Here is a 25,074-nt window from a genome sequence, read left to right as displayed (position 1 = left end):
CGAACACCCGGAGGCCGGGCATTCTCAATTCGTTGGTAGGCTCGATTGGACTCGAACCAACGACCCCCACCATGTCAAGGTGGTGCTCTAACCAGCTGAGCTACGAGCCTAGAGAAGCTAAGATTATATGGGGCAGCGGCCGGCTTGGCAAGTGTTTTATGCGGTCGCAGCAAAATGGCGCCGTTCCAACCCCATTACGATTTCCGCCCCGCCCGCACGACGCCCTGCACCTCGCCGAGCAGCGTGCACGCGCGCTGCACCTGCGCCGAATTCGATACCTCGACCGTGAACTGCATGAACGCCGCATTGCGGCGGCTCTGGGTCTTCACGCCCACGACGTTGATCTTTTCGCGCGCGAACACTTCGGAGATATCGCGCAGCAACCCTTGCCGGTCGCTCGCCTCGATCATCAGGTCGACCGGATAGACGGACGCGCCGCGCCCGCCCAGCACGTCGGCCGACCACGTCGTCTGCAGCACGCGCTCCGGCGCGCGCTCGACCATCCGGCGAAACGTCGGGCAGTCGCTGCGGTGGATCGACATTCCCTTGCCGCGCGTGACGAAACCGCTGATCGGATCGGGCGGCGCCGGACGGCAGCAGCGCGCCAGTTGCGTCAGCAGCGCGTCGACGCCCACCACCAGCACGCCGGTCGACGCGCCGTGCGCGACGCTCGCACCGCTGCTGCGCTTCTCGAAATCGGCCGGCGCCTCGGGCGCCGGTTCCGGCGGCGGCGCATCGGACAGCGCGTGCTCGACGTTGCGCAGGCTGAACTCTTCCTTGCCGACGACCGAGAACAGTTCCTCGGGCGACTTGAACCCGAGCTTCGCGGCGAGGTTGTCCAGGTTGACCGACGTCTTGCCCTCGCGCTGCAGCGTCTTTTCGACGAGCGCGCGGCCGTGCGCGACGTTTTCTTCCTGCTCGATCGAGTTGAACCACGCACGCACCTTCTGCCGCGCGCGCGAGCTCTTCAGGTAACCGAGCTGCAGGTTCAGCCAGTCGCGCGACGGCCCGCCTTCCTTCACCGCGACGATCTCGACCGTCTGGCCGTTGGCGAGCGGCGTGTTCAGCGGCACCATCGCCCCGTCGACGCGCGCGCCACGGCAGCGATGGCCGAGCTCGCTGTGCAGGTGGTACGCGAAATCGACCGGCGTCGCGCCCTGCGGCAGCGCGATCACGCGCGCCTGCGGCGTCAGCACGTAGATGTGGTCGTCGTCGAGCGACGTCTCGCGCAGTTGCGCCCACGCCTGGTCGCCCGACACTTCGCCGCCGTCCTCGACGTCGTCCTTCCATGCGAGCAACTGGCGCAGCCACGCGATCTTCTCGTCGTACTTGTCGCTCGCCGAGAACTGGCCGCCATAGCCGCGCGCGCCGGCCTCCTTGTAGCGCCAGTGCGCGGCGACGCCATACTCCGCGAAACGATGCATTTCCTGCGTGCGGATCTGCACCTCGAACGCGCGGCCGTCGTCACCGATCACGACCGTATGCAGCGACTTGTAGCCGTTCGGCTTCGGCCGCGAGATGTAGTCGTCGAACTCCTTCGGCACCGGCTGCCACAGGTGATGCACGATGCCGAGCACCGCGTAGCAATCCTTGATGTCGGGCACGATCACGCGAAACGCGCGCACGTCGTACAGCTCGGAGAAATCGAGCTCCTTGCCGCGCATCTTGCGCCAGATGCTGTAGATATGCTTCGGCCGGCCGCTCACGTCGGCCTGGATGTGCGCCTGCGCGAGCTCGTGCTGCAGCCGCGCGATCGCCTGCGTGACGTACGCCTCGCGCTCGATGCGCTTTTCGTCGAGCAGCTTCGCGATCCGCTTGTAGGTGACGGGATCCTCGAAGCGGAACGCGAGATCCTCGAGCTCCCACTTCAGTTGCCAGATACCGAGACGGTTCGCGAGCGGCGCATAGATCTCGAGCGTCTCGCGCGCGACGTCGGGCGGCGGATCGAGCTTCGCGGCCGCGTAGTAGCGCAGCGACTGCAACCGCGACGCGAGCCGGATCAGCACCACGCGGATGTCCTGCGCGAAGGCGAGCAGCATCTTGCGCAGCGCCTCGATCTGCGTGCGCCGCTCCTCCGCCGCGTCGCGCCCGGCGTCGGGCTTCGCGTTCTGCGCGGCGCGCAGGCTGACGGTACCGAGCCGCAACAGCTTGCGCACGTCGGCCACGAGCCGCGCGACCTCGTCGCCGAAACGCTCGGTCAGCTCGCGCTCGGGGTCGCTCAGGTGCGGCGTCAGCACGAACAGCGCGGCGGCCTGCATCGCGTGCGGATCGACGTTCAGCGTGCGCATGATCGCCGCCGTGCCCGCCGAGTGATCGGCGAGCAGCTCGCCCGACGACAGGCGCGCGTCGCCGGCCCGCTCGCGCACGAACGCGAGCACGTCGTCGAACGACGGCGCCGCGACGGGAGAAGCGGAAACGGATTCGGTCATGGCACGGCCTGCCGGAATACGGTCATCGTCGGATAACGCTCAGCTCCGCTGCGCGGCGACGACCACGATCTCGACGAGCAGCGCCGGATCGGCGAGCTTCGCCTCGACGGTCGCGCGCGGCGGCGTGTTGCCCGGTGCGACCCATGCGTCCCACTCCGCATTCATGCCTTCGAAGTTCGCGAGATCCGAGATGTAGATCTGCACCGACAGCAGATGCGCCTTGTCGCTGTTCGCTTCGGCGAGCAGGCGATCGATGTGGCCGAGCACTTCGCGCGTCTGGCCGCGGATGTCCTGCGTGGTGTCTTCGGCGATCTGGCCGGCCAGATACACGGTACCGTTGTGGATCGCGGTTTCGGAGAGACGGGCCCCGACGTGGTGACGAATGACTGCCATGAAATGTTCCGGTCGTGATGGGTAAGGAATCGGGCGGCGGCACGGCCCACGTGCCGCCGAACCGCATATTATGACGCGTTTATGCGTCGCCTTCGACGAAAAACCGCCGCGCGAGCGCAATCTGGTCGGCGCTGACGAACGCCGGCGCGTGGCCCGCGCCCGGAATCTCGACCTGCGTCACATGCCGGCCGCGACGCACCATTTCATCCGCCGTCTCGCGCGACAGCAGGTCGGACGTCTCGCCGCGCACGACGAGCAGCGTCGCGTCCGTCGTCTCGATCGCGCGCCACAGCGCGGCCTCGCCGAGCGCGGCCAGCTCGGGTGTCGTCGCCTTGAACGGCTCGGCGATGCGCGGGTCGTAGCGCATCGTCCAGCCGCCTTCGGGCAATTCGTGCAGCAGCGGCCCGTTGATCTCGCGCCACTCGTCGGCGCTCAGCGCACCGAACGGCAGCGACAGCGACGTCAGATAGTCGATTCCCTCCTGCTCGGTCGCAAAGCGCGGCTGCACGCCGAGGTACTCGCCGATGCGCGTCAGCGAATCGGGCTCGATGCGCGGGCCGACGTCGTTGACGATCATCCGGCGCAGCGGCGAACCCGGCAGCCCGGCGAGCGCCATGCCGATCAGCCCGCCCATCGACGTGCCGAACCAATCGACCGATTCGACGTCGAGCCGTGCAATCAGCGTCACCATGTCGGCCACGTACTGCGGAATCGCATAAAGCCGCGGATCGGCCAGCCGATCGGACCGGCCACGCCCGACGACGTCGGGGCAGACGACGCGATACGTATCCGACAGCGCAGCGGCAAGCCGGTCGAAATCGCGCCCGGAGCGCGTCAGGCCGTGCACGCAGACGAGCACGCGCGGATTCGCGGGATCGCCCCACTCGGTATAGGCGACATGGTGAAGGCCGGCCGCGCTCGCACACTGCACGCGCCGCTGGCGGGGAACCGCGGGATTCGCTGGGGTCGTTGGCATCGTTGGCATCCTGTCGAACGGGGGCGACGCGCAGGGCAACGCTTGCGGCGCCCGATGCAAACGATTGTAAACCGCTTCGGAATCACGAGGCGCCACGCGCCCGGCTCACCGCCCGGGACGGGTTCAAGCGTCGCGGCGCCACGCGTGGCGCAACTGCTCGCGCAGGAAATCGACGAACGTCCGCACGCGCAACGGCACATGGCGGCCGCCGGGATAGACGGCATGCAGCGGCGCCGCGGGCGCCTCGAAGGCCGGCAGCACGCGCACGAGCCGGCCGGCATCGAGATCGGCGCCGACGTCCCAGATCGACTTCAACGCAATGCCCGCGCCTTCGAGCGCCAGCGTGCGCGCCGCGCCGCCGTCGTTCGTCAGCAGCGCGGCCGTCACCTCGACCGCCACGCCGCCTTGCGCGCCGTCGAACCGCCATTCGGCACGCGGCTGGTCGCCCATCACGATGCATCGATGCGCGCGGAGCTCAGCGGGATGGGCCGGCCGCCCGTGCGCCGCGAGATAGCCCGGTGACGCGCACAGCACGCGATGATTCGGCGCCAGCTCGCGCGCGATCATCGTCGAATCGGCAAGATTGCCGATTCGCACGGCGACGTCGATGTCGGCTGCGAGCAGATCGACGACCGCATCGGTCAGCACCAGTTGCACGGTCAATTGCGGATGTCTCTGCTGAAAGGCCGCCACGAGCGGCGCGATGCGCAGGCGGCCGAGTTCGCCGGGCGCCGTCACGCGCAGCACGCCGCTGACCGTGCCGCGACGATCGCGCATCAGCGTTTCGGCATGCTCGACCTCGGCCAGGATGCGCAGCACCTGCGCGTGAAACTGCGCGCCGTCGTCGGTGAGCGTTTGCTGCCGCGTCGTCCGGTGCAGCAGGCGCACGCCGAGCCGCGACTCGAGATGCGCGAGCCGCTTGCTGACGACGGACAACGACAGATCGAGCTCGCGCGCCGCCGCCGACAGGCTGCCGGCCGACACGATCCGCGCGAAGGTATCGAGCGCCGGAAAATCGTCGATGAGCGTCATGGCGCCCGCCTCGCTTCAATCTTTCCTTTTTTCGAAGAATCCATTCGTCTTTTGCCCGTATTTGCATGTAGAACGGAAACCTACCATACCTGTTCCGCGTCGTCGCATGACGCTCTTCACAGGACCCTCGAAACCATGTCGATCCGCCTTCGTTCGGCCGCCCGCCCCGTCGCGCACGCATTCGCGGCAGCCGCTTGCGTCGTGGCGCTCTGGCCCGCCGCGGCCCAGGCCGCCGATCTCGTCTCGCCGCACAGCCTGACCGTCGCGGCAGGCTTGCCGGCCGCGCAGGCTCGCGCGCAAATCCTGGCCGCGCGCCGCTACGGCAGCTTCTGGAATACCGGCGACCCCGCCCTCGCCCGCGCGGCGCTCGCCGACGACTTCACCGACCAAACCCTGCCGCCCGGCCGCGAACAAGGCGTAGCGGGGCCGATCGCGGCCTCCGGCACGATGCGCGGCGCGATCCCGGACCTGCGCTGCGACATCGAACAGATGATCGTGGCAGGCGACCGGGTCGTCGTGCACCTGCATTTCCGCGGGCATTTCACCGGCGCATTCAACGGAACGGCCGGGCGCGGACAGGCAATCGACTTCATCGCGACCGATATCTACCGGATCGATCACGGCCGGATCGCGGAAAACTGGCACATCGAGGACAACCTGACGCTGATGCGTCAGCTCGGGCTCGTCGGCTGACGGAGGGGACGATGACTCACGATAACGACACGCCCGCGACACCCCTGCCGCGCCGCACGTTCCTGGCCCAGGCCGGCGCCGGGCTCGCCGCCGGCGTCGTGCTGGCCGCAGGCACGCCCCTGCCTGCCACCGCCGCGCCGACGCCGGCGCCCGCGGCGCCGGGCGCTACGCCGTTCTGGCCCGACGGCGCGCGGCTCGTGATCTCGATCTCGATGCAGTTCGAGGCGGGCGGACAACCTCCGACCGGCGCGGACAGCCCGTTTCCGGCCGTCGCGTTTCCGCCGTCGGTGCCGATCGATCTCGCGTCGGCCACCTGGTTCGCGTATGGGTACCGGGAAGGCATTCCGCGCCTGCTCGATCTGTGGGATCGACACGGCGTGAAAGTGACGTCGCACATGATCGGGGAAGCCGCGCGCCGGCACCCCGAACTGGCGCGCGAGATCGTGTCGCGCGGCCACGAAGCCGCCGCGCACGGCCCGACGTGGCGCGCGCAATTCGCGATGAGCCGCGACGACGAGCGCCGCTTCCTGACCGAAGCGCGCGACATGGTCGAAGCGGTGACCGGCCAGCGCCCGACCGGCTACAACTGCAACTGGCTGCGGCGCGGGCCGCATACGTTGTCGCTGCTGCAGGAACTCGGCTACGTGTATCACATCGACGACGTCAGTCGCGACGAACCGTTCATCGAGACCGTCGATGGTCGCGATTTCGCGGTGGTTCCGTACACGCTGCGCAACAACGACATCCTGCTGATCGAAGGCCGCAACTACTCGCCGACGATGTTCGTCGAGCAGATCAAGCTCGATTTCGACCAGTTGTACGCGGAAGCCGGCCACAGGCGGCGGCTGATGTCGATCAGTGCGCACGACCGGATCAGCGGCACGCCGCAGATGGTCCGTGCGTGGGACGACTTCCTGCACTACGCGCGATCACACCCGGGTGTCGCTTTCATGCGCAAGGACGACATTGCGCGCTTCGCGCTGCATAGCCCGTCGACGCTGCGCGAGACCGAAACGATCTGACCGGATGCCGTTCAACCCATCACCCAGGAAAGACCTTCATGAATGATCCGCTCCACGGAAAGAAAGTACTCGTCGTCGGAGGAAGCTCCGGCATCGGCGCCGCCACCGCGACGGCATTCGCGCAACGCGGCGCGCGCGTGACGATCGCGTCGCGCGATCCGGGCAGGTTCGATATCGACGCCATACCGGGCGAGCACGTGCGAACCGAAACGCTCGACATCACCGATACGGCGAACGTCGACGCATTCTGCGCCCGCGCCGGCCAGTTCGACCACGTCGTGATTTCGGCCGCGAAGACGGCCACGGGCCCGGTCCGCGCGCTGCCGCTTGACGACGCGCAGGCGGCGATGGACAGCAAGTTCTGGGGCGCCTACCGCATCGCCCGCGCGATCGATATCGCGCCCGGCGGTTCGCTGACGTTCGTGTCGGGCTACCTCAGCGTGCGGCCGAGCGCGTCGTCGGTCCTGCAAGGCGCGATCAACGCGGCGCTCGAGGCGCTCGCCCGCGGGCTGGCGCTGGAACTCGCGCCGGTGCGTGTGAATACCGTGTCGCCGGGCCTGATCGCGACGCCGCTGTGGGACAAGCTCGCTCCCGACGCACGCGACGCGATGTATGCCGGCGCCGCGCAGCGGCTGCCGGCACGCAGGGTCGGTCAGCCGGAGGATGTCGCGAATGCGGTCCTGTATCTGGCGGCAACGCCTTATGCGACTGGCTCGACGGTGCTGATCGACGGCGGCGGCGCGATCGCGTGATACATGCGGTCATGACAAAACGCCCCGCGTTCCGTCGGGAACGCGGGGCGTCGAGGATGGCCCAACGAGGTAATGTCAGGCCACCGCGCTGACGTCGAGCGGTGCGCCCGTCTTCGCCTGGATCTCGTCGACGCTCACGCCGTCGGCGAGCTCGAGCACCTTCAGCCCGGCCGGCGTCACCTCGATCACGCCGAGATCGGTGATGATCAGGTCGACCACGCCGACGCCCGTGAGCGGCAGGTTGCATTCGTCGAGGATCTTGTGCTGATCGCCCTTCGCGACATGCTCCATCAGCACGACGACGCGCTTCACGCCCGCGACGAGGTCCATCGCGCCGCCCATCCCCTTGATCATCTTGCCGGGGATCATCCAGTTCGCGAGATCGCCCTGCTTGCTGACCTGCATCGCGCCGAGGATCGCGAGGTTGATGTGACCGCCGCGGATCATCGCGAACGAATCGGCCGACGAGAAGATCGACGAACCCGGCAGCGTCGTGACGGTCTGCTTGCCGGCGTTGATGAGATCGGCGTCGACTTCGTCCTCGGTCGGCGAGGGGCCGATGCCGAGCAGGCCGTTCTCCGACTGCAGCCACACCTCGACGCCTTCCGGCACGTGGTTCGCGACGAGCGTCGGCAGGCCGATGCCGAGGTTCACGTAGAAGCCGTCCTGCAGTTCCTTCGCCGCGCGCGCGGCCATCTGGTCACGATTCCAGGCCATGTCAGTCTCCTTTCGCGCGTACGACGCGTTGTTCGATGCGTTTTTCAGGCGTCGCGTTCAGCACGATGCGCTGCACGAAGATGCCAGGCGTATGGATGTGGTCCGGATCGAGCGCGCCGTTCTCGACGATCTCCTCGACCTCGGCCACGGTGATCTTGCCGGCCATCGCGCACATCGGGTTGAAGTTGCGCGCGGTGCGGCGGTAGATCAGGTTGCCGGACTTGTCGGCCTTCCACGCCTTGACGAGCGCGACGTCGGCCGTCAGCGACGGCTCGAGCACGTAGTGGCGATCGCCGAACTGGCGCGTTTCCTTGCCTTCCGCGATCACGGTGCCGTAGCCGGTATTCGTGAAGAACGCGGGAATGCCCGCGCCGCCCGCGCGCAGCTTTTCGGCGAGCGTGCCCTGCGGCGTGAATTCGAGCTCGAGCTCGCCGGCCAGATACTGGCGCTCGAACTCCTTGTTCTCGCCGACGTACGACGAGATCATCTTCTTGATCTGGCGCGTCTCCAGCAGCAGGCCAAGGCCGAAACCGTCGACGCCCGCGTTGTTGCTGATGCAGGTGATGCCCTTGACGGCCGAATCGCGCAACGCCGCGATCAGCGCCTCGGGAATGCCGCACAGGCCGAAGCCGCCCACCGCGAAGGTCTGTCCGTCGCGGACGATCCCCTCCAGCGCGGCAGCCGCGCTTGGATAGACTTTGTTCATCTGTTGTCCCTTCCTCTATGGAAACCAGCAAAACCGGTTCACGCGCCACGTGGCGCAAGCCCGCCGCACCATTCTATGCATGCGCGGCGATGCCTGCGTCGAAGCGCGCTGTTTTTATGTCGCGACACACCGCCGCGAGATGCCTGAAAGGGTACGATGTGACGCCGATGCGGCACAATACGCAAAAATACATAAGCATTTGCCTCCGCTTGCCTGCGCCATGCCCGAGCTCGATTACCAGACCGCCTTCCACCTCGCGCCGCTCGGCCTCGTGCTGTCACGCGACCGGGTGATCGAGGATTGCAACGACGCGCTCGCGTCGATCTTCCGCTGCGCACGGGCCGATCTGATCGGGAAATCGTACTCGGTGCTCTACCCGTCGACGGACGAATTCCAGCGCATCGGCGAGCGCATCGCCCGCGTGATGGTCGCGAACGGCGTCTACTCGGATGACAGAATCATGAAACGCGCGGACGGCGAGCTGTTCTGGTGCCACGTGACGGGCCGCGCGCTCGACCGCACCGCGCCGCTCTCGGCGGGCGTCTGGACCTTCGAGGATTTGAGCGCGACGCGCCGCGTCGCGGTCGAGCTGACCCCGCGCGAGCGCGAGATCGCCGCCCAGCTCGCGACCGGCAAGACCAGCAAGCAGATCGGGCGCGTGCTCGACATCAGCTCGCGTACGGTCGACATCTATCGCGCGCGGCTGATGCGCAAATACGGGACGAACAACACGCCGGAGCTGCTGCAGCGCCTGCTCGGGCAGTAAACGCGCATTACATCGCGGCGCGCGAATGACGATCGGCCGCGCGCGGCGGCCGATCCGGGGAAACATTGCGCACGGCCCGCCACCGGCGGCCTGGCGCCGGCCTGCCGGTATCCGCGTTCAGCCGACTTTCGTCGCGAGCGCGCGCTCGATCGTGTCGCGCAGCAGTGGCGGCAGCGGCACCGACTTGCCGAGTGCGTAGTCGACCCACACGCAGCGCGCGTTGCCGCGTGCATAGACATGCTGCGGATCATCCGCGCGCGTGAGCTCGAAGCCGGTGTCGAAACTGCTTCGGCCGGGCTTTGCAGCCGACATCTTCGCGATCACGTCACCCGGATAGTGCAGTTGCTTCAGGAACTCCATCGACGCGGTGACGATGACGGGCCCCTGCCCCTCGCCGTTGCCGCCCGCAATGCCGAGCTGCTCGAACCACGAGATCCGCGCCTGCTCCATGTAGCGGAAATAGACCGTGTTGTTCACATGGCCGAACGCGTCCATGTCGCCCCAGCGGATCGGCATCGACATCTCAAAAACGGGAGAGTAATCGCTTGTTGCGCTCATTGCAGTCTTCTTTGTTGCGAAATGTCATCCGCTCACGCGAGGCCGAAGCCGTCGTCCGCGGAGATGATCGAGCCATTGATGAACTGCGACTCGTCGGCCGCGAGCAGCAACAACAGCCCGTCGAGATCCTGCGGCTTGCCGACGCGCCGGCGCGGCAGCATCGACTGCAGCTTCTGGCCCTGCTCGGTTTCCCACAGGTAATGATTGATTTCGGTATCGATATAGCCGGGACAGATCGCGTTCACGTTGATGCCGTGGCGGCCCCACTCCAGCGCCATCGCGCGCGTCATCTGCACGACCGCCGCCTTGCTCATCGCGTACAGCCCGATCTGCGGAAACACGCGCAGCCCGGCCACCGACGCGATGTTGATGATCCGGCACGGCGGCTTGCCGTTGCCGCCGCCGTTCGCGCGCATGATCATCCGCTTCGCGACTTCCTGCGCGACGAAAAACGCGCCGCGCGTGTTCGTATCGAACACGAATTCGAAATCCGCCGGGGTGACGTCGACGAGCTTCTGCATCGTCGACACGCCCGAATTGTTCACGAGGATGTCGATCGTGCCGGCTTCCGTCTCCGCATGCGCGACGGCCGCCTTGATGCTCTGGACGTCGGTCACGTCGAGCGATACGACGTGCGCGGCACCGCCCGCGGCCTCGATCTCCGCACGCAGCTCCTTCAGGCGCTCGACGCGGCGGCTCGCGAGCACGACCTTCGCGCCGGCCTGCGACAGCACCTGCGCAAAACGCTGCCCGAGGCCGCTCGACGCGCCCGTGACCAGCGCAACCTTGCCTTCCAGATTGATCGATCGACCCATTTGCACATCCCCTTTCGATGTCGTTGCGCCAGCCCGGGCTGGCACAGCCCGAGCGGCATTACCCTAGCACAAAAAATAGAACGATCGTGCTAATCTACCTGCATGTTGTTGCGGCAAGCGTTTCGTTTCGCAGACAATACGCTCCCGAATAAAAGCATTCTAACGGTTAGAGGAACGCCAATGACCCCCGCAAGCCTCATCGAGCAATACGGCCCGCGCGAATCGATGGAATACGACGTCGTGATCGTCGGCGGCGGCCCCGCCGGGCTGTCGGCGGCGATCCGGCTCAAGCAGCTGGCCGCCGAGAAAGGCGCCGAGATCGGCGTGTGCGTGCTCGAGAAAGGTTCCGAGATCGGCGCGCACATCCTGTCGGGCGCGGTGATGGACCCGCGCGCGATCACCGAGCTGTTTCCCGACTGGAAGGAACGCGGCGCGCCGCTCGACGTCGAGGTGACGGAAGACCGCTTCCTGTTCCTGTCCGAGAAGAGCGCGGTCACGACGCCGAACTGGGCGCTGCCCGACAACTTCAAGAATCATGGCAACTACGTGATCTCGCTGGGCAACGTCACGCGCTGGCTCGGCCAGCAGGCCGAGGCGCTCGGCGTGGAAATCTTCCCGGGCTTCCCCGCCGCGGAGATCCTCTACAACGACGACGGTTCGGTCAAAGGCGTCGCGACCGGCAACATGGGCGTGGGCAAGGACGGCGAGCCGACCGAGAACTTCCAGCTCGGCATGGAGCTGCACGCGAAGTACACGCTGTTCGCCGAAGGCTGCCGCGGCCACCTCGGCCGCCAGTTGATCGCGAAGTTCAAGCTCGACGCGAACGCCGATCCGCAGGCGTACGGGATCGGCATCAAGGAACTGTGGGAAATCGATCCGGCCAAGCACAAGCCGGGCCTCGTGATCCACACGGCCGGCTGGCCGCTGAAGTCCGATACGTACGGCGGCTCGTTCCTGTATCACATGGACAACAACCAGGTCGTGGTCGGCTTCGTCGTGGGCCTCGGCTACACGAACCCGTACCTGTCGCCGTTCGAGGAATTCCAGCGCTACAAGACGCATCCGTCGATCCGCGCATTCCTCGAAGGCGGCAAGCGCGTGTCGTACGGCGCGCGCGCGATCACGGCCGGCGGCCTGCTGTCGCTGCCGAAGACGGTGTTCCCGGGCGGCGCGCTGATCGGCGACGACGCGGGCTTTTTGAACGCATCGCGGATCAAGGGCAGCCACGCGGCGATCAAGACCGGGATGCTGGCGGCCGATGCGGCATTCGACGCGGTGCAGGCCGGGCGTCAGTCGGACGAGCTGAACGCGTACCCGGACGCGTTCAAGCAATCGTGGCTGTACACGGAGCTGTACCGCGCGCGCAACTTCAAGCAGTGGATGGCCAAGGGCCTGTATCTGGGTACGCTGATGGTCGGGCTCGAGCAGAAGGTAATGGGCGGCAACGTGCCGTGGACGCTGCATCACCAGCACGCGGACCACGAGATGCTGAAGCCGGCGTCGCAATGCGAGCCGATCGACTATCCGAAGCCGGACGGCAAGCTGACGTTCGATCGCCTCTCGTCGGTGTTCATCTCGAACACGAACCACGAGGAAAACCAGCCGGCGCACCTGACGCTGAAGGACGCGAGCGTGCCGGTGAACGTGAACCTGCGCACGTACGCGGGGCCGGAGGCGCGTTTCTGCCCGGCCGCGGTGTACGAGTTCGTGAAGAACGACGACGGCGGCGATCGGCTCGTGATCAACGCGCAGAACTGCGTGCACTGCAAGACTTGCGACATCAAGGACCCGACGCAGAACATCGTGTGGGTCACGCCCGAAGGCGGCGGCGGGCCGAATTACCCGAACATGTAACGACCGGAACGCGCCGCCACGAGCGGCGCGTTTTGCGTGGGTCACGGCACACCGCCGCAAACGAAACGGGGCGCTGCATCACGCAGCGCCCCGCTTGCATTCATCGTTTGCCGGACGAGGCGACACGCGCCGCGCCCCAACCTGCTTCGTATCAGGTCGCGCTGCCGGCGATCTTCGGCGTCGACGTCTCGACGTCGCCGCACTGCGCACGATGGCGCAGCGCATGATCGATCAGCACCAGCGCGAGCATCGATTCGGCAATCGGCGTCGCACGAATGCCGACGCACGGATCGTGGCGGCCAAAGGTTTCGACCGTCGCCTCTTCGCCGGACTTCGTGATCGAGCGGCGCGGCGTGCGGATGCTCGACGTCGGCTTGATCGCGATCGACACGGTGATGTCCTGGCCCGTCGAAATCCCGCCGAGCACGCCGCCCGCGTGGTTGCCGACGAAGCCGGCCGGCGTCAGTTCGTCGCCATGCACGGAGCCGCGCTGCGCGACGCTGTCGAAGCCCGCGCCGATCTCGACGCCCTTCACCGCGTTGATGCTCATCATCGCCTTCGCGATATCGGCATCGAGCCGGTCGAACACCGGTTCGCCCCAGCCGACCGGCACGCCCGACGCGACGACGTCGATGCGCGCGCCGATCGAATCGCCGTCCTTGCGCAGCGCGTCCATGTAGGCTTCGAGCTCCGGCACGACCGCCGCGTTCGGCGAGAAGAACGGGTTCTCGTGCACATGCGACCAGTCGACGAACGGCACGTCGATCTCGCCGAGGGCGCTCATGTAGCCGCGCACCTCGACTCCGAAGCGCTCGCGCAGCCACTTCTTCGCGACCGCGCCGGCGCCGACGATCGGCGCCGTCAGGCGCGCGGACGAGCGGCCACCGCCGCGGTAGTCGCGAATGCCGTATTTCTGCCAGTAGGTGTAGTCGGCGTGGCCGGGACGGAACGTCTCGACGATGTTGCCGTAATCCTTGCTGCGCTGGTCGGTATTGCGGATCAGCAGCGCGATCGGCGTGCCGGTCGTCACGCCTTCGAACACGCCCGACAGGATCTCGACCTCGTCGGCCTCCTGCCGTTGCGTCACGTGCCGCGACGTGCCCGGCTTGCGGCGATCGAGTTCGACCTGGATGTCGGCTTCGGTCAACCCCATCCCCGGCGGGCAGCCGTCGATCACGCATCCGATCGCGGGACCGTGCGATTCGCCGAAGGTCGTGACAGTGAAAAGCGTGCCGAGGGTATTGCCGGACATGATGGAACCGCCCAAAGAGAAATGGGCAAACCGATGCGCTGCCGGGGGCCGCGGGCAGGTCGATCGTTTGCCGGTCGAAAAAGAGGTAAACCGTTATTATGCCAGCCGTCCCGGGCCCGCGGGCCGTGTGAACCGTTCAGATCACCGGGGCCGGCCGTGGCCGCGGCGTGGCCTGCCGTCGCTCGGCCGCACCGCGGCCGGGCGGGCCGTGCGGCTCGCCGCGCTCGTCGCTGCGCGGCAACCGGCGACCGGCAACCCGCACCCGGCCGCCCCGCCTACTTCCGCGCGCCGCGCAACTCGGTCACTGCCGCCTGCAGCGCTTCTGGCGTCGCGATCGACGCCGGGATCGGCTCGCCGACCGCCAGCGTCAGCCGGCTCATCACGCCGCGCTTGATCGGCCGCGGCATCCGCGCATCGGCATGCCGCGAAAAATAGCTGCCCCACAGCCCGCGCAGCGCCATCGGGATCACCGGCGCCGGCGTGCGGCTCAGGATCTCGGTGATGCCATGGTGAAACGTGTTGATGTCGCCCGTCTTCGTCAGCTTGCCCTCGGGGAAGATGCACACGAGTTCGCCGTCCTTCAGTGCTGCCTCGCACAGGTCGTACGCACGCGCGAGCATCGCGGGATCCTCGTGGCGCGGCGCGATCGGGATCGCCTTCGCGTGCCGGAATACCCAGCTCGCGAAACGCGTCTTGAAGATCCGGTGATCCATCACGAAACGAATCGGCCGGGGGCTCGCGGCGGCCAGCACGAGCGCATCGACGTAGCTCACGTGATTGCACACGAGCACCGCCGCCCCTTCCGCCGGAATCCGCTCCGCGTGCACGAGGCGAATCCGGTAGAAGGTGTGCACGAGCACCCACGCGACGAAGCGCAGCAGGAACTCGGGCACGAGCAGGTAGATATACGTCGCGACCACGACGTTCAGCAGCGCGGTGACGAGGAACAGCCCCGGGATGTCGACGCCGGCCTTGGTCAACCCCATCGCCATCACGGCCGACAGGATCATGAACAGCGCGTTGAGGATGTTGTTCGCGGCGATGATCCGCGCGCGGTGGGTCGGCGCGCTGCGGCTCTGGATCAGCGCGTACAGCGGCACGCTGTAGAAGCCGCCGAACATCGCGAGCAGGAACAGGTCGGCGAGAATGCGCCAGTGGCGCGCACCGGCCAGGAATTCGCCGACCGACAGCAGATGGCCGGGCGACGGCAGCGCGTGGCTCGCGAAATACAGTTCGATGGCGAACACGCTGATGCCGATCGAGCCGAGCGGCACGAGGCCGATCTCGACGCGCCGCTGCGACAGCCGCTCGCACAGCAGCGAGCCGAGGCCGATGCCGACGGAGAAGGTCGCGAGCAGGATCGTGACGACGTCGGGGCTGGCGGACAGCACATCCTTCGCGAAATTGAAGAACGACGTGAGGAACGTCGCGCCGACGAACCACAGCCACGAGATGCCGAGCAGGCTCAGGAACACCGTGCGGTTCTGGCGCGCGAGCTTCAGGTTGCGCCAGGTCTCGCTGACCGGGTTCCAGTTGATCACGAGGTCGGGCTGCGGCGCGGGCGTGGGCGGCACGCGCTGCGCGACGAGCCGCCCCGCCAGCGCGATGACGACGACGCTCACCGCGAGCACGCGTTCGCCGCTGCCTTCGATGCCGGCCGCCGCGCCGCCGATGATCGTGCCGATCAGGATCGCGATGAACGTGCCCATCTCGACGAGCCCGTTGCCGCCGACCAGCTCATGTTCGCCGAGATGCTGCGGCAGGTACGAATACTTGACGGGCCCGAACAGCGTCGAGTGCATGCCCATCATGAACGTGCACAGATACAGCAGCGTCGCGCTGTGCGTGACGAAGCCGGCCGCGCCGACCAGCATCAGCACGATCTCGAACGATTTCACGAAGCGCGTGAGAGTCGCCTTGTCGTATTTGTCGGCGATCTGGCCGGCGGTGGCCGAGAACAGCACGAACGGCAGAATGAAGATCGCGGAAATCAGGAATGCGGCCGTCTTCGCATCGACGCCGGAAAACCGTGCGGTGTGATACGTGACGAGCGACGTGAAGCCGATCTTGAAGACGTTGTCGTTCAGCGCGCCGAGGAACTGGGTCGTGAAGAACGGCGCGAAGCGGCGCTCGCGCAGCAGGTCGAACTGCGATGCGTGGGCGCGCCGTTCGTCGCGCCGCCCCGAAGTGGCTTGCGTGTGATCGCTCATGCGGAATACGCGCGCATCGTCTGGGCGAAGCTGCGCGGGCCTCGTGTTGTTGTTGAAAAAAAAACGGCGCAGGCCATGCCTGCGCCGCCGCGTGCCGGATGGCGGCGCCCATGCATCGACGTGCCGGGCGCGGCGCGATTCACGGCTTGTGCGCTTCGGCTTCCGATTCCGGCCAGTCGCGGATGTATGCCTTCAGCATCCGGTTCTCGAAGCTCTGCGCCTCGACGACCGTCTTCGCGACGTCGTAGAACGAAATGACGCCCATCAGCACCTTCTTGTCGAGCACCGGCATGTAGCGTGCGTGACGCTCGAGCATCATCCGGCGCACTTCGTTGACGTCCGTTTCCGGCGTGCACGTGAGCGGCTCGTCCATCACCTTGCGCACCTGCACGTCGCCGATCGCGCCGCCATTTTCGCGCAGGCGCAGGATGATCTCGCGGAACGTCAGCATCCCGACGAGATCGCCGTACTCCATCACGACGAGCGAACCGATGTCGTGTTCGGCCATCGTATCGACCGCTTCGCGCAGCGGCTTATCGGGCGTCACGGTAAACAGCGTGTTGCCCTTCACTTTCAGAATATCGCTGACGCGCATCGTAGTCCCCTCATGCTTGAATGCAAAATCTCTTTCGATCCTATCGGAAAGCCTGTCAAAAGGAAAGCACGGGCCCGCGCGGCGGCCCGCCGCCGCTTGCGGACGCCGGCCGCCCGCCGCACAATGGCCTTGTGAACGACGGCCCGAGGAGACGGCCATGGCGCATACGCATACGGAGCAATTCGCCAGCTTCGCTGACTTCTACCCGTATTACCTGAACGAGCACCGGAACCTGACGTCGCGGCGGCTGCACTTCATCGGCTCGCTCGGCGTGATCGGCTGCGTCGCGATGGCGGTCGCGACCGGCCACTGGCCGTGGCTGCCGGCGGCGGTCGTGTGCGGCTACGGGTTCGCGTGGGTCGGGCACTTCTTCTTCGAGAAGAACCGCCCGGCCACGTTCCGGCACCCGATCTACAGCCTGATGGGCGACTGGGTGATGTTCAAGGACATCTGCACCGGCAAGATCCCGCTGTAGCCGCCCGCCCCGCCTTCACGCAGGCCGCGGCGGCCGCGCGTGCGGATCGTCCACGCGCGGCGCCGGGCCGGCGCTCCCGGCCGGCTGCCCGCCCGCGAGCCGGTGCGCGGCGATCAGCGATGCGAGTGTCACGTCGAACCGGTCGCTCGACAGCACCGCGAGCAGCGCCGCGCCTTCGACGTGGCTGCGGCGCCGCTCCAGCTGGTAGGTCAACTCCGCGCGGTCGATCACCAGCACGTCGAACAGTTGCGCGAGCGTCAGTTGCTCCGGGTTCGCGAGCAGGATGTAGCGCGGCGTGGCCTCGTCGCCGCCCTCGAGCCGCGCGACCCATTCCCGCTCCTCCATCGTCGTCAGCAAGCGCTGCCCGGTTTCCATGTCGCAGCGCAGCATCGTCGCGAGCCGCATCGCCGTGTAGCCGCGCTTGCCGGCCGCGCGCGCTTCGGCGAGCCGTGCAAGCAGCTCGAGGGCGTCGAGCAGGTCGCTGCCCGGATAGTGAATGCGATGGAACTGGCCGACACGAATCGCCGGCAGCGCCGACGCGACCATCGCGCCGAGCAGCGCGATGAACCAGCTCAAATACACCCACAGCAGGAACACCGGCAGCGCCGCGAACGCACCGTAGACAGCCGTATATGTCGGAATGCGCCTGACGTAGTAGCCGAAGCCGCGCTTCGCGAGCTCGAACGCGACGGCCGCGAACAGCCCGCCGATCACCGCGTCGCGCCATGCGACCGTGCAGTTCGGCAGGTACACGTACAGCAGCGTGAACGCGAGCACCGTCAACGGCAGCGACGCGAGCGCGAGCAGCCACTCGACGATCGACGTGGACGGCCCCGCGCCGGTGAACGCGAGCGATTGCGTGAACAGGTACGACGAGATCGACAGGCTCACGCCGAACAGCAACGGCCCGAGCGTGATCAGCGCCCAGTACGCGAGCACGCGCTGCGCGAACGGCCGCGGCTTGCGCACGCGCCAGATCAGGTTGAACGCCGATTCGATCGTCATCATCGTCATCACCGACGTGACGACGAGCACGATCAGGCCGGCCGTCGTCAGCCCCTTGGCCTTCGATGCGAACTGGTTCAGGTACTTGAAGATCTGGATGTTGAACTGCGCGGGCATCAGGTGATCGGCGAGGAACCCCTGCAGCGAGATCTGGAACGACGCGAACATCGGGAACGCGGTGAACAACGCGAACGCGACCGTCAGCAGCGGCACGAGCGCCAGCAGCGTCGTGAAGGTCAGGCTGCCCGCCACCTGCGGGATGCGATCCTCGGCGCTGCGCCGGGCCGCGAACTGCGCGAGGCGCTTGATGGTATCGAGATCAACGCTCAACTTCGGCAAACGGCTTCTCCTTCTTGATGCCGCGCGCGTCACGGCGCGCCGCCGCCGCGCTGCGCGACGGCTTCAGCCCCTATAATAGCCGCTCGATTCCAGCAGGGGCCGACTGCACCGGGCATGCGCGCGGCCGCACGCGGCTCCGTCGCCCATGAAAGACATTCTCGTCCTCTATTACAGCCGCCACGGCGCCACGCGCGATCTCGCGCTCGCGATCGCGAACGGCATCGACAGCGTGCCGGGCATGCAGGCGCGCATCCGCACCGTGCCGCCCGTGTCGGCCGTCTGCGAAGCCACCGCTCCCGACATCCCGGCCGACGGCCCGCCCTACGCGGAACTGCGCGACCTCGAGGAATGCGCGGGCCTCGCGCTCGGCTCGCCGACCCGCTTCGGCAACATGGCCGCGCCGCTCAAGTATTTCCTCGACGGCACGACGCCGCAATGGCTGTCGGGCGCGCTGACCGGCAAGCCCGCGAGCGTGTTCACGTCGACGGGCAGCCTGCACGGCGGCCAGGAATCGACGCTGCTGTCGATGATGCTGCCGCTGCTGCATCACGGGATGATGATCGTCGGGATCCCGTACACCGAATCCGCCCTCAGCACGACCCGTACCGGCGGCACGCCGTACGGCGCGTCGCACGTCGCGCAGCACGATCGCTCGTCACCCGGCGGACTGTCCGCGGACGAGAAGGCGCTCGCGGCCGCGCTCGGCGTACGGCTCGCGCGCGCCGCCGCGGCCCTTTCCAGCGCCCAGGCGGCCGAGGCGGCATGAACGCCCCCGCCCGCCCCGCCGTCGCGGCCCGGCCGCACTACGCGCTGGCTGCCGCCGCGTGTCTCGTCGCGCTGATCGCGCTGTCGCTCGCGTGGGAGCTGTGGCTCGCGCCGCTGCGCCCCGGCGGCTCCGCGCTGATGCTCAAGGCCGTGCCGCTCGCGCTCGCGCTGCCCGGCGTCTGGCGGCGTAACATCTATACGATGCAGTGGGCGAGCATGCTGATCCTCGTCTATCTTGCCGAAGGCATCGTGCGCGGCATGTCCGATCGCGGGCTGTCCGCGACGCTGGGCTGGTGCGAGACCGCGCTTGCCGTCGGCTTCTTCGTCGCGGCGCTGGCCTACGTCGCGCCGTTCAAGCGCGCGGCGAAAAAGCCGCGCGCCACGTCCTGACCCTTACGCGACAAGATGATGATGTCCTCCGAAGCTTTCGTTTCCGCGTGCCGCGACGCGATCGGCGCCGACCACGTGCTGACCGATCCGCACGATACCGAACCGTTCCTCACCGACTGGCGCCGCCGCTACAAGGGCGCGGCGTGCGCGGTGCTGAAGCCCGCGAACACGGCCGAAGTCGCCGCACTCGTGAAGCTGGCCAACGCGCACGGCATCGCGCTCGTGCCGCAGGGCGGCAACACGGGGCTCGCGGGCGGCGCGACGCCCGACGCGAGCGGCAGCCAGGCCGTGCTGAGCGTCGCGCGCCTGAACCGCGTGCGCGCGCTCGATCCGCACAACAACACGATCACCGTCGAAGCCGGCGTGATCCTCGCCGACGTGCAGGCGCGCGCCCGCGAAGGCGGCCGGCTGTTCGCGCTGAGCCTCGCGGCGGAAGGCAGTTGCACGATCGGCGGCAACCTGTCGACCAATGCGGGCGGCACCGCGGTGCTGCGCTACGGCAACGCGCGCGAGCTGTGCCTCGGGCTCGAGGTCGTGACGCCGCAAGGCGAGATCTGGGATGGGCTGCGCGGGTTGCGCAAGGACAACACGGGCTACGACCTGCGCGACCTGTTCATCGGCGCCGAAGGCACGCTCGGGATCATCACGGCGGCCGTGATGAAGCTGCATCCGCTGCCGGCCGCGCAGGTCACGGCACTGGCCGCGCTCGAATCGCCGCACGCGGCGCTCGATTTCCTCGCGCTCGCGCAGCGCGCGGCCGGACCGCTGCTGACCGGCTTCGAGCTGATGTCGGATTTCTGCATGCAGCTGGTCGGCAAGCACTATCCGCAACTGCGCTACCCGTTCGCGCAAACGCATGCGCAGACGGTGCTGCTGGAGCTGTCCGACAACGAAAGCGAAGCACATGCGCGCGCGCTGTTCGAGAAGCTGATGGAAGAAGCGTTCGAGGCCGGGCTCGTGGTCGACGCGGTGGTCGCGGAGAACCTCGCGCAATCGCGTGCGTTCTGGGACCTGCGCGAGCACATCCCGCTCGCGCAGGCCGACGAAGGGCTCAACATCAAGCACGACATCGCGGTGCCGATCTCGTCGATCGCACGCTTCATCGACGAGACCGACGCGGCGATCCAGCAGGCCGCGCCGGGCGCGCGGATGGTCACGTTCGGCCACCTCGGCGACGGCAACCTGCACTACAACGTGCAGATGCCCGAAGGCGGCGATGCGAAGGCGTTCCTCGCCGCGTTCCAGGCGTCGATCAACCGGATCGTCTACGACAACGTGCACCGCCACCACGGCACGATCAGCGCGGAGCACGGCATCGGCCAGTTGAAGATCGACGACGCGCAACGCTACAAGTCGCCGGTCGAAACGGCGCTGATGCGCACGCTGAAGACCGCGCTCGACCCGCGCGGCCTGATGAATCCCGGCAAGGTCCTGCGCTGAAGCCGCCTACTCCGGAGCCAATCCCGTGAAAGTCCGCGTCCTGTCCGACCTGCATCTCGAAAGCAACCTGCCCGACGCGATCGCGCATGCCGACGCGGATCTCGTCGTGCTGGCCGGCGACATCCACAATCACGCGGAAGGCCTGCGCTGGGCCGCCGAGACGTTCGACCCCGCGGTGCCGGTGATCTACGTGCCCGGCAATCACGAGTACTACGACGGGGAATTCGGCGCGCTGGAAACGGCGATGCGCGACGCGGCGCATGCGCTCGACAACGTGCACTACTTGAACAACGGCGTCTACGTCGATCCCGCGCAACGCTTTCGCGTGCTGGGCACGACGCTCTGGGCCGATTTCTCGCTGTTCGGCCGCGACGAAGCCAGCGTCGCGCGCGCGATCGATGCCGCGCTGCGCGTGATGCTCGATTTCAAGGGATTGATCCAGGTGACCTGGCCGCACGACGCGGCGTTGCATGCGGCAGCGAGTGCGCCGGACGCACCGGACCGGGAGTTCTCGCCGGCCGACGCGATCGCGCTGCACCGGCAAGGGCGCGCATGGCTGGAAGCGCAGCTGGCGGCGCCGTTCGCGGGCAAGACGATCGTCGTCACCCATCATGCGCCGCACCGGCGCTCGCTGGCGCAACGCTATGCGGACGATCTGGCTTCGGCGGGGTTCGTGACGGACATGGCGGACCTGGTGCGACCGCCGGTGGATCTGTGGCTGCACGGCCACACGCATACGTCATTCGATTACGTGACGGACAACGGCACGCGCGTGGTATGCAATCCGCGCGGCTACTTTCACCGGCGCACCGGCGAATGGGAAAACCCCGCGTTCGCGTGGGACAAGGTCGTCGAGCTCGGCTGAGCGCCGGCCCTGGCCGCCGCGTGGCGCGGCCTTCCAGACCTGAAGCGTGACGGCGGAATCAGCGGCCGGGGCGGCGCGGCTCGCGCACGCGGACCGGCACGGGCTTCATCTGCGCCTTCGCCTTCATCGCACGCAGCAGGTCGCGGCTTGCCGCCGCGGCGGCAACCGCGCCCAGCAGGACGCCAAGGCCGATCATCAGGTGCGTATCCATCGCTACTCCGGTGTGATGTATCTCGTTAATTCCAACAGTATCAAACTGTCCGACACGCGTTCGTAAAAAAATGTTGCGTGAAGGACAAATCTCGTCAGATTGCGGCCCACCGCGCTGTCATGTCGCATGCGTGTACTGTTCGAGCGCCGCTTCGTCCGCTTCGAGCGTGACCGGCAGCTCGTCGCGCAGGAAATCGACCCAGGTCCGGATTTTCGCGTCGAGGTACTGCCGCGACGGATACAGCGCGTAGATGTTCATCACGTGCGACCGGTACTCGGGCATCACGCGCACGATGTGCCCGCTGCGCAGCCAGCCGATCGCCGAATAGAGCGGCAGCCCGCCGACGCCCATCCCTTCCCGCACGGCCACCGCGAGCGCCTCGGCGACGTTCACGCGAAACGGCGGCGCCGTGATCGGCACGACTTCGTCGCCGTTCGGCCCCGCCAGCGCCCATTCGTCGAAGTGAAAGCCCGGCGCGACCATCCCGAGGCACACGTGCTGCGCGAGGTCGGCCGGCCGCTGCGGCACGCCGTGCGACTCGATGTAGCCGGGCGATGCGCAGACGACGCTGTAGCTTTCGCCAAGCCGCTGCGACACGAGCCCCGAATCGGGCAGATCGCGGCCGACGACGATCGCGACGTCGTACCCCTCGTCCAGCAGGTCAGGCATCCGCTGCGCGAGCGTGAGCTCGACGTGCACGTCCGGATAGCGCGTGCGGTAGCGCGCGATGGCCGGCACCAGATAGTGCTGGCCGAGGCTCGTGAAGCAATGGACCTTCAGCTTGCCGGACGGGCGCGCATGCGCGTCGCCGGCCTCGGCTTCGGCCTGGTCGACGTAAGCGAGGATCTGTTCGCAGCGCTGCAGATAGCGCTCGCCGGCTTCGGTCAGCGCGATCCGGCGCGTCGTGCGGTTCAGGAGCCGCGTGCGCAGGTGGGCCTCGAGATCCGAGACCGCGCGCGACGCGTAGGCGGTGGTCGAATTCATCTGCTGGGCGGCCGCGGTAAAGCTGCCCGCGTCGACCACGCGGACGAATACCCGCATGTTTTGTAACGTATCCATCCCACTACCCGTTTGAATGCGGAGGGATTGTTGCACATCCGCTAGCCAATATTATCCCAGGATTCGTAAAAATGAGTTTCGCCGTTGCCGGTTTATTCAGGAATCGCTGAAAAATATAATCCCCCCCCGACCCATCTATATCCGAAAGGGAGAAAATCGTGCAGTCTCGGGGAAAAACAGGGACGTTCGCACTTGCGGTTCTTGCAATCTCATTAATAATGGCCGGCTGTGCGAGCATGGGCGACAACCGGACCCAGTCCACCCGCATCGAAGCGAACGCGCTCGACGCCGGCGCGGCCATCCGCGCGGCGGACCACGACGCGGGCTGGCCCGCCGCCGACTGGTGGCGCGCGTACCGCGATCCGCAGCTCGATGCATGGATCGCCGCCGCGCAGGCCGGCAACCCCACCCTGGCGGCGGCGAGAGCGCGCGTGCGCGAAGCGCAGGCCATGGCGCGCGTCGCCCGTTCGGCCGAACTGCCGCAGATCAACGGCAATCTGTCGCTGATGCGCGAGCACTGGCCGGACAACGTGTACTACGGCCCGGGCCCGCTCGCGAACGCCGACACCTGGAACAATACCGGCACGCTCGGCCTGTCGTACCACCTCGACCTGTGGGGCAAGGACAAGAACGCAACCGAACGCGCGCTCGACACCGCGCACGCGACCGCCGCCGACGCACGGGCGGCGAAGCTCGAACTTGAAGTGAACGTGGTGCGCGCGTATGTGGGCATGTCGATGAACTACGCGCTGCTGGATCTCGCGCATGAAACCTTCGAACGCCAGCGCTCGCTCGCCGATCTCGCGCGCAAGCGGCTGCAGGCCGGCATCGGCACGCAGCTCGAAGTCAGCCAGGCGGAATCGATGCTGCCCGACTACGAGCGCCAGATCGACACCTATGAAGAAGCGATCCAGCTCGCGCGCCACCAGCTCGCCGCGCTGGCCGGCAAGGGCCCGGGCGCCGGCGACGCGATCAAGCGGCCGCAGCTCGCGCTCGACGCGCCGGCCGGCCTGCCGTCGGCGCTGCCGGCAGACCTGCTCGGCCGCCGCCCCGACGTCGTCGCGGCGCGCTGGACGGTCGACGCGCAGGCGCGCGGCATCGACGTCGCGAAGGCGTCGTTCTACCCGAACATCGACCTGCTCGCGACGGTCGGCGGCTTCGGCGTGACCGCGCCGTTCACCGACTTCCTGCGCGCGATGAACGGCGGCTGGACGGCCGGCCCCGCGCTGTCGCTGCCGATCTTCGAAGGCGGCCGGCTGCGTGCGCAGCTCGGCGCCGCGAATGCCGGCTACGACCAGGCGGTCGAGCGCTACAACCAGACGATCGTCGGCGCGCTCAAGGACATCGCCGACCAGGTCGTGCGGATTCGCTCGCTCGAGACGCAGAAGAAGGACGCCGCGCGCTCGGTGGCGGCCAACAATCGTAGCTATCAGTTGTCGCGCGAAGGCTTCCGCCGCGGGCTGACCGATTACGTGAACGTGCTGGTCGCGCAACAGCAACTGCTGCGCGCGCAGGAGACGGCCGCCCGCATCGACGCGGAACGCCTCGCCGCGCACGCGCAGCTGATGGCCGCGCTCGGCGGCGGGGTCGAGACGGGCACGGATGGCCGGGGCGACCCATCGCCGAAGGACGAAGCCGCCGTCGGCGCCGCCGCGCCAGCCGCCGCATCGGGCACGAAGCCCGCGGCCGCCGTCGGCCGGCCCGCGCAGGTCGCAACCGCCGACGCGTCCGCCGCGCCGGACGCACGGTAACGCG

Annotated in this window: 25 protein-coding genes and 1 tRNA gene; 11 read left to right on the top strand and 15 right to left on the bottom strand. The window is 67.6% G+C overall.

The window, feature by feature from the left end; genetic code table 11:
• Positions 1 to 33: 33 nt before the first annotated feature.
• The 5 genes from WS64_RS05655 to WS64_RS05635 form a co-directional block, all read right to left on the bottom strand.
• Positions 34 to 110: transfer RNA gene (locus tag WS64_RS05655), tRNA-Val, on the bottom strand.
• Positions 111 to 194: 84 nt separating this feature from the next.
• The gene (locus WS64_RS05650) at positions 195 to 2,429 is read right to left on the bottom strand and encodes a RelA/SpoT family protein (RefSeq protein ID WP_059638819.1); all 2,235 of its coding nucleotides are present in this window, start codon (positions 2,427 to 2,429) and stop codon (positions 195 to 197) included.
• A 39-nt stretch (positions 2,430 to 2,468) separates the two neighbouring features.
• Positions 2,469 to 2,822 (bottom strand): RidA family protein, encoded by a 354-nt coding sequence (locus WS64_RS05645; protein ID WP_006486103.1) that lies wholly within the window; start codon positions 2,820 to 2,822, stop codon positions 2,469 to 2,471.
• Positions 2,823 to 2,901: 79 nt separating this feature from the next.
• Positions 2,902 to 3,798: an alpha/beta fold hydrolase gene (locus WS64_RS05640; RefSeq protein ID WP_060318229.1), complete on the bottom strand. Its 897-nt coding sequence runs from the start codon at positions 3,796 to 3,798 to the stop codon at positions 2,902 to 2,904.
• Between the two features lie 123 nt (positions 3,799 to 3,921).
• Positions 3,922 to 4,830: a LysR family transcriptional regulator gene (locus WS64_RS05635; RefSeq protein WP_059575810.1), complete on the bottom strand. Its 909-nt coding sequence runs from the start codon at positions 4,828 to 4,830 to the stop codon at positions 3,922 to 3,924.
• Between the two features lie 135 nt (positions 4,831 to 4,965).
• On the opposite strand from WS64_RS05635, the gene WS64_RS05630 reads away from it, so the two are divergent.
• Genes WS64_RS05630 through WS64_RS05620 form a run of 3 tightly spaced genes read left to right on the top strand, consistent with a single transcriptional unit; the run spans position 4,966 to position 7,297 of the window.
• Complete coding sequence (locus tag WS64_RS05630) at positions 4,966 to 5,523, top strand: ester cyclase (protein WP_060965951.1); 558 nt, start codon at positions 4,966 to 4,968, stop codon at positions 5,521 to 5,523.
• Between the two features lie 11 nt (positions 5,524 to 5,534).
• Positions 5,535 to 6,545, top strand: coding sequence for a polysaccharide deacetylase family protein (locus WS64_RS05625; protein WP_060965950.1), 1,011 nt, complete (start codon positions 5,535 to 5,537; stop codon positions 6,543 to 6,545).
• Between the two features lie 38 nt (positions 6,546 to 6,583).
• Positions 6,584 to 7,297, top strand: coding sequence for an SDR family oxidoreductase (locus WS64_RS05620; protein WP_060965949.1), 714 nt, complete (start codon positions 6,584 to 6,586; stop codon positions 7,295 to 7,297).
• 75 nt (positions 7,298 to 7,372) lie between these two features.
• Here WS64_RS05620 and WS64_RS05615 read toward each other — a convergent pair whose 3' ends face one another.
• Positions 7,373 to 8,014, bottom strand: a complete 642-nt coding sequence (locus tag WS64_RS05615) for a CoA transferase subunit B (RefSeq protein WP_059575820.1) — start codon at positions 8,012 to 8,014, stop codon at positions 7,373 to 7,375.
• A 1-nt stretch (position 8,015) separates the two neighbouring features.
• A complete protein-coding gene (locus WS64_RS05610; protein ID WP_059638825.1) occupies positions 8,016 to 8,720 on the bottom strand; it encodes a CoA transferase subunit A in 705 nt (234 codons plus the stop codon).
• A 220-nt stretch (positions 8,721 to 8,940) separates the two neighbouring features.
• Between WS64_RS05610 and WS64_RS05605 the strand changes: the two genes are divergently transcribed.
• On the top strand, positions 8,941 to 9,486 hold the full coding sequence (locus tag WS64_RS05605; RefSeq protein ID WP_060965948.1) for a LuxR C-terminal-related transcriptional regulator: 546 nt from the start codon (positions 8,941 to 8,943) through the stop codon (positions 9,484 to 9,486).
• Positions 9,487 to 9,603: 117 nt separating this feature from the next.
• On the opposite strand, the gene WS64_RS05600 is transcribed toward WS64_RS05605, so the two are convergent.
• Positions 9,604 to 10,044 (bottom strand): acyl-CoA thioesterase, encoded by a 441-nt coding sequence (locus tag WS64_RS05600; protein ID WP_059575825.1) that lies wholly within the window; start codon positions 10,042 to 10,044, stop codon positions 9,604 to 9,606.
• Positions 10,045 to 10,076: 32 nt separating this feature from the next.
• Positions 10,077 to 10,859, bottom strand: a complete 783-nt coding sequence (locus WS64_RS05595; protein WP_011545236.1) for an SDR family oxidoreductase — start codon at positions 10,857 to 10,859, stop codon at positions 10,077 to 10,079.
• A 180-nt stretch (positions 10,860 to 11,039) separates the two neighbouring features.
• Between WS64_RS05595 and WS64_RS05590 the strand changes: the two genes are divergently transcribed.
• Positions 11,040 to 12,713: an electron transfer flavoprotein-ubiquinone oxidoreductase gene (locus WS64_RS05590; protein ID WP_060965947.1), complete on the top strand. Its 1,674-nt coding sequence runs from the start codon at positions 11,040 to 11,042 to the stop codon at positions 12,711 to 12,713.
• A gap of 151 nt (positions 12,714 to 12,864) precedes the next feature.
• On the opposite strand, the gene aroC is transcribed toward WS64_RS05590, so the two are convergent.
• From aroC to WS64_RS05575, 3 genes are all read right to left on the bottom strand, one after another.
• A complete protein-coding gene (gene aroC, locus WS64_RS05585; RefSeq protein ID WP_059575828.1) occupies positions 12,865 to 13,965 on the bottom strand; it encodes a chorismate synthase in 1,101 nt (366 codons plus the stop codon).
• Between the two features lie 275 nt (positions 13,966 to 14,240).
• Positions 14,241 to 16,175, bottom strand: coding sequence for an MFS transporter (locus tag WS64_RS05580; protein ID WP_060965946.1), 1,935 nt, complete (start codon positions 16,173 to 16,175; stop codon positions 14,241 to 14,243).
• Between the two features lie 139 nt (positions 16,176 to 16,314).
• Positions 16,315 to 16,770, bottom strand: a complete 456-nt coding sequence (locus tag WS64_RS05575) for a CBS domain-containing protein (RefSeq protein WP_034207093.1) — start codon at positions 16,768 to 16,770, stop codon at positions 16,315 to 16,317.
• 157 nt (positions 16,771 to 16,927) lie between these two features.
• Between WS64_RS05575 and WS64_RS05570 the strand changes: the two genes are divergently transcribed.
• Complete coding sequence (locus tag WS64_RS05570) at positions 16,928 to 17,245, top strand: Mpo1-like protein (RefSeq protein WP_059640702.1); 318 nt, start codon at positions 16,928 to 16,930, stop codon at positions 17,243 to 17,245.
• Between the two features lie 15 nt (positions 17,246 to 17,260).
• Here the strand turns inward: WS64_RS05570 and WS64_RS05565 are convergent, their stop codons facing one another.
• The gene (locus tag WS64_RS05565; RefSeq protein ID WP_060965945.1) at positions 17,261 to 18,589 is read right to left on the bottom strand and encodes a YihY family inner membrane protein; all 1,329 of its coding nucleotides are present in this window, start codon (positions 18,587 to 18,589) and stop codon (positions 17,261 to 17,263) included.
• Positions 18,590 to 18,734: 145 nt separating this feature from the next.
• Here WS64_RS05565 and wrbA point away from each other — a divergent pair, with 145 nt between their 5' ends.
• From wrbA to WS64_RS05545, 4 genes are read left to right on the top strand one after another with little or no spacing between them, the layout of a single operon-like run.
• Positions 18,735 to 19,355 (top strand): NAD(P)H:quinone oxidoreductase, encoded by a 621-nt coding sequence (gene wrbA / locus WS64_RS05560; RefSeq protein WP_059640698.1) that lies wholly within the window; start codon positions 18,735 to 18,737, stop codon positions 19,353 to 19,355.
• Positions 19,352 to 19,744 (top strand): DUF2069 domain-containing protein, encoded by a 393-nt coding sequence (locus WS64_RS05555; RefSeq protein ID WP_059640696.1) that lies wholly within the window; start codon positions 19,352 to 19,354, stop codon positions 19,742 to 19,744. Before wrbA ends, WS64_RS05555 begins: the two co-directional genes overlap by 4 nt.
• A gap of 18 nt (positions 19,745 to 19,762) precedes the next feature.
• Positions 19,763 to 21,184: an FAD-binding oxidoreductase gene (locus WS64_RS05550; protein WP_060966894.1), complete on the top strand. Its 1,422-nt coding sequence runs from the start codon at positions 19,763 to 19,765 to the stop codon at positions 21,182 to 21,184.
• 25 nt (positions 21,185 to 21,209) lie between these two features.
• Positions 21,210 to 22,049, top strand: coding sequence for a metallophosphoesterase (locus tag WS64_RS05545; RefSeq protein WP_060965944.1), 840 nt, complete (start codon positions 21,210 to 21,212; stop codon positions 22,047 to 22,049).
• A 58-nt stretch (positions 22,050 to 22,107) separates the two neighbouring features.
• Here WS64_RS05545 and WS64_RS34850 read toward each other — a convergent pair whose 3' ends face one another.
• Together WS64_RS34850 and WS64_RS05540 are read right to left on the bottom strand one after the other, a co-directional pair.
• Positions 22,108 to 22,260, bottom strand: coding sequence for a hypothetical protein (locus WS64_RS34850; protein WP_167351608.1), 153 nt, complete (start codon positions 22,258 to 22,260; stop codon positions 22,108 to 22,110).
• A gap of 117 nt (positions 22,261 to 22,377) precedes the next feature.
• A complete protein-coding gene (locus WS64_RS05540) occupies positions 22,378 to 23,319 on the bottom strand; it encodes a LysR family transcriptional regulator (RefSeq protein ID WP_059640691.1) in 942 nt (313 codons plus the stop codon).
• A gap of 236 nt (positions 23,320 to 23,555) precedes the next feature.
• Between WS64_RS05540 and WS64_RS05535 the strand changes: the two genes are divergently transcribed.
• Positions 23,556 to 25,070, top strand: coding sequence for an efflux transporter outer membrane subunit (locus WS64_RS05535; protein WP_244166570.1), 1,515 nt, complete (start codon positions 23,556 to 23,558; stop codon positions 25,068 to 25,070).
• Positions 25,071 to 25,074 lie beyond the last annotated feature (4 nt).

This window comes from Burkholderia anthina, from assembly GCF_001547525.1.
GTDB classification, from domain to species: domain Bacteria; phylum Pseudomonadota; class Gammaproteobacteria; order Burkholderiales; family Burkholderiaceae; genus Burkholderia; species Burkholderia semiarida.
Note: the sequence above shows the minus strand (reverse complement) of the source record. Positions and strands in the feature narration are given on the sequence as shown.

Excerpts from the sequence above, each read along its gene's own strand:
- WS64_RS05650 (WP_059638819.1), bottom strand. The coding sequence starts at position 2,429 with ATGACCGAATCCGTTTCCGCTTCTCCCGTCGCGGCGCCGTCGTTCGAC.
- WS64_RS05535 (WP_244166570.1), top strand. The coding sequence starts at position 23,556 with ATGGGCGACAACCGGACCCAGTCCACCCGCATCGAAGCGAACGCGCTC.
- WS64_RS05615 (WP_059575820.1), bottom strand. The coding sequence starts at position 8,014 with ATGGCCTGGAATCGTGACCAGATGGCCGCGCGCGCGGCGAAGGAACTG.
- WS64_RS05635 (WP_059575810.1), bottom strand. The coding sequence starts at position 4,830 with ATGACGCTCATCGACGATTTTCCGGCGCTCGATACCTTCGCGCGGATC.
- WS64_RS05575 (WP_034207093.1), bottom strand. The coding sequence starts at position 16,770 with ATGCGCGTCAGCGATATTCTGAAAGTGAAGGGCAACACGCTGTTTACC.
- WS64_RS05600 (WP_059575825.1), bottom strand. The coding sequence starts at position 10,044 with ATGAGCGCAACAAGCGATTACTCTCCCGTTTTTGAGATGTCGATGCCG.
- WS64_RS05555 (WP_059640696.1), top strand. The coding sequence starts at position 19,352 with ATGAACGCCCCCGCCCGCCCCGCCGTCGCGGCCCGGCCGCACTACGCG.
- WS64_RS05610 (WP_059638825.1), bottom strand. The coding sequence starts at position 8,720 with ATGAACAAAGTCTATCCAAGCGCGGCTGCCGCGCTGGAGGGGATCGTC.
- WS64_RS05590 (WP_060965947.1), top strand. The coding sequence starts at position 11,040 with ATGACCCCCGCAAGCCTCATCGAGCAATACGGCCCGCGCGAATCGATG.
- WS64_RS05620 (WP_060965949.1), top strand. The coding sequence starts at position 6,584 with ATGAATGATCCGCTCCACGGAAAGAAAGTACTCGTCGTCGGAGGAAGC.
- WS64_RS34850 (WP_167351608.1), bottom strand. The coding sequence starts at position 22,260 with ATGGATACGCACCTGATGATCGGCCTTGGCGTCCTGCTGGGCGCGGTT.
- WS64_RS05605 (WP_060965948.1), top strand. The coding sequence starts at position 8,941 with ATGCCCGAGCTCGATTACCAGACCGCCTTCCACCTCGCGCCGCTCGGC.
- aroC (WP_059575828.1), bottom strand. The coding sequence starts at position 13,965 with ATGTCCGGCAATACCCTCGGCACGCTTTTCACTGTCACGACCTTCGGC.
- wrbA (WP_059640698.1), top strand. The coding sequence starts at position 18,735 with ATGAAAGACATTCTCGTCCTCTATTACAGCCGCCACGGCGCCACGCGC.
- WS64_RS05570 (WP_059640702.1), top strand. The coding sequence starts at position 16,928 with ATGGCGCATACGCATACGGAGCAATTCGCCAGCTTCGCTGACTTCTAC.
- WS64_RS05580 (WP_060965946.1), bottom strand. The coding sequence starts at position 16,175 with ATGAGCGATCACACGCAAGCCACTTCGGGGCGGCGCGACGAACGGCGC.
- WS64_RS05550 (WP_060966894.1), top strand. The coding sequence starts at position 19,763 with ATGATGTCCTCCGAAGCTTTCGTTTCCGCGTGCCGCGACGCGATCGGC.
- WS64_RS05645 (WP_006486103.1), bottom strand. The coding sequence starts at position 2,822 with ATGGCAGTCATTCGTCACCACGTCGGGGCCCGTCTCTCCGAAACCGCG.
- WS64_RS05540 (WP_059640691.1), bottom strand. The coding sequence starts at position 23,319 with ATGGATACGTTACAAAACATGCGGGTATTCGTCCGCGTGGTCGACGCG.
- WS64_RS05595 (WP_011545236.1), bottom strand. The coding sequence starts at position 10,859 with ATGGGTCGATCGATCAATCTGGAAGGCAAGGTTGCGCTGGTCACGGGC.
- WS64_RS05630 (WP_060965951.1), top strand. The coding sequence starts at position 4,966 with ATGTCGATCCGCCTTCGTTCGGCCGCCCGCCCCGTCGCGCACGCATTC.
- WS64_RS05640 (WP_060318229.1), bottom strand. The coding sequence starts at position 3,798 with ATGCCAACGACCCCAGCGAATCCCGCGGTTCCCCGCCAGCGGCGCGTG.
- WS64_RS05625 (WP_060965950.1), top strand. The coding sequence starts at position 5,535 with ATGACTCACGATAACGACACGCCCGCGACACCCCTGCCGCGCCGCACG.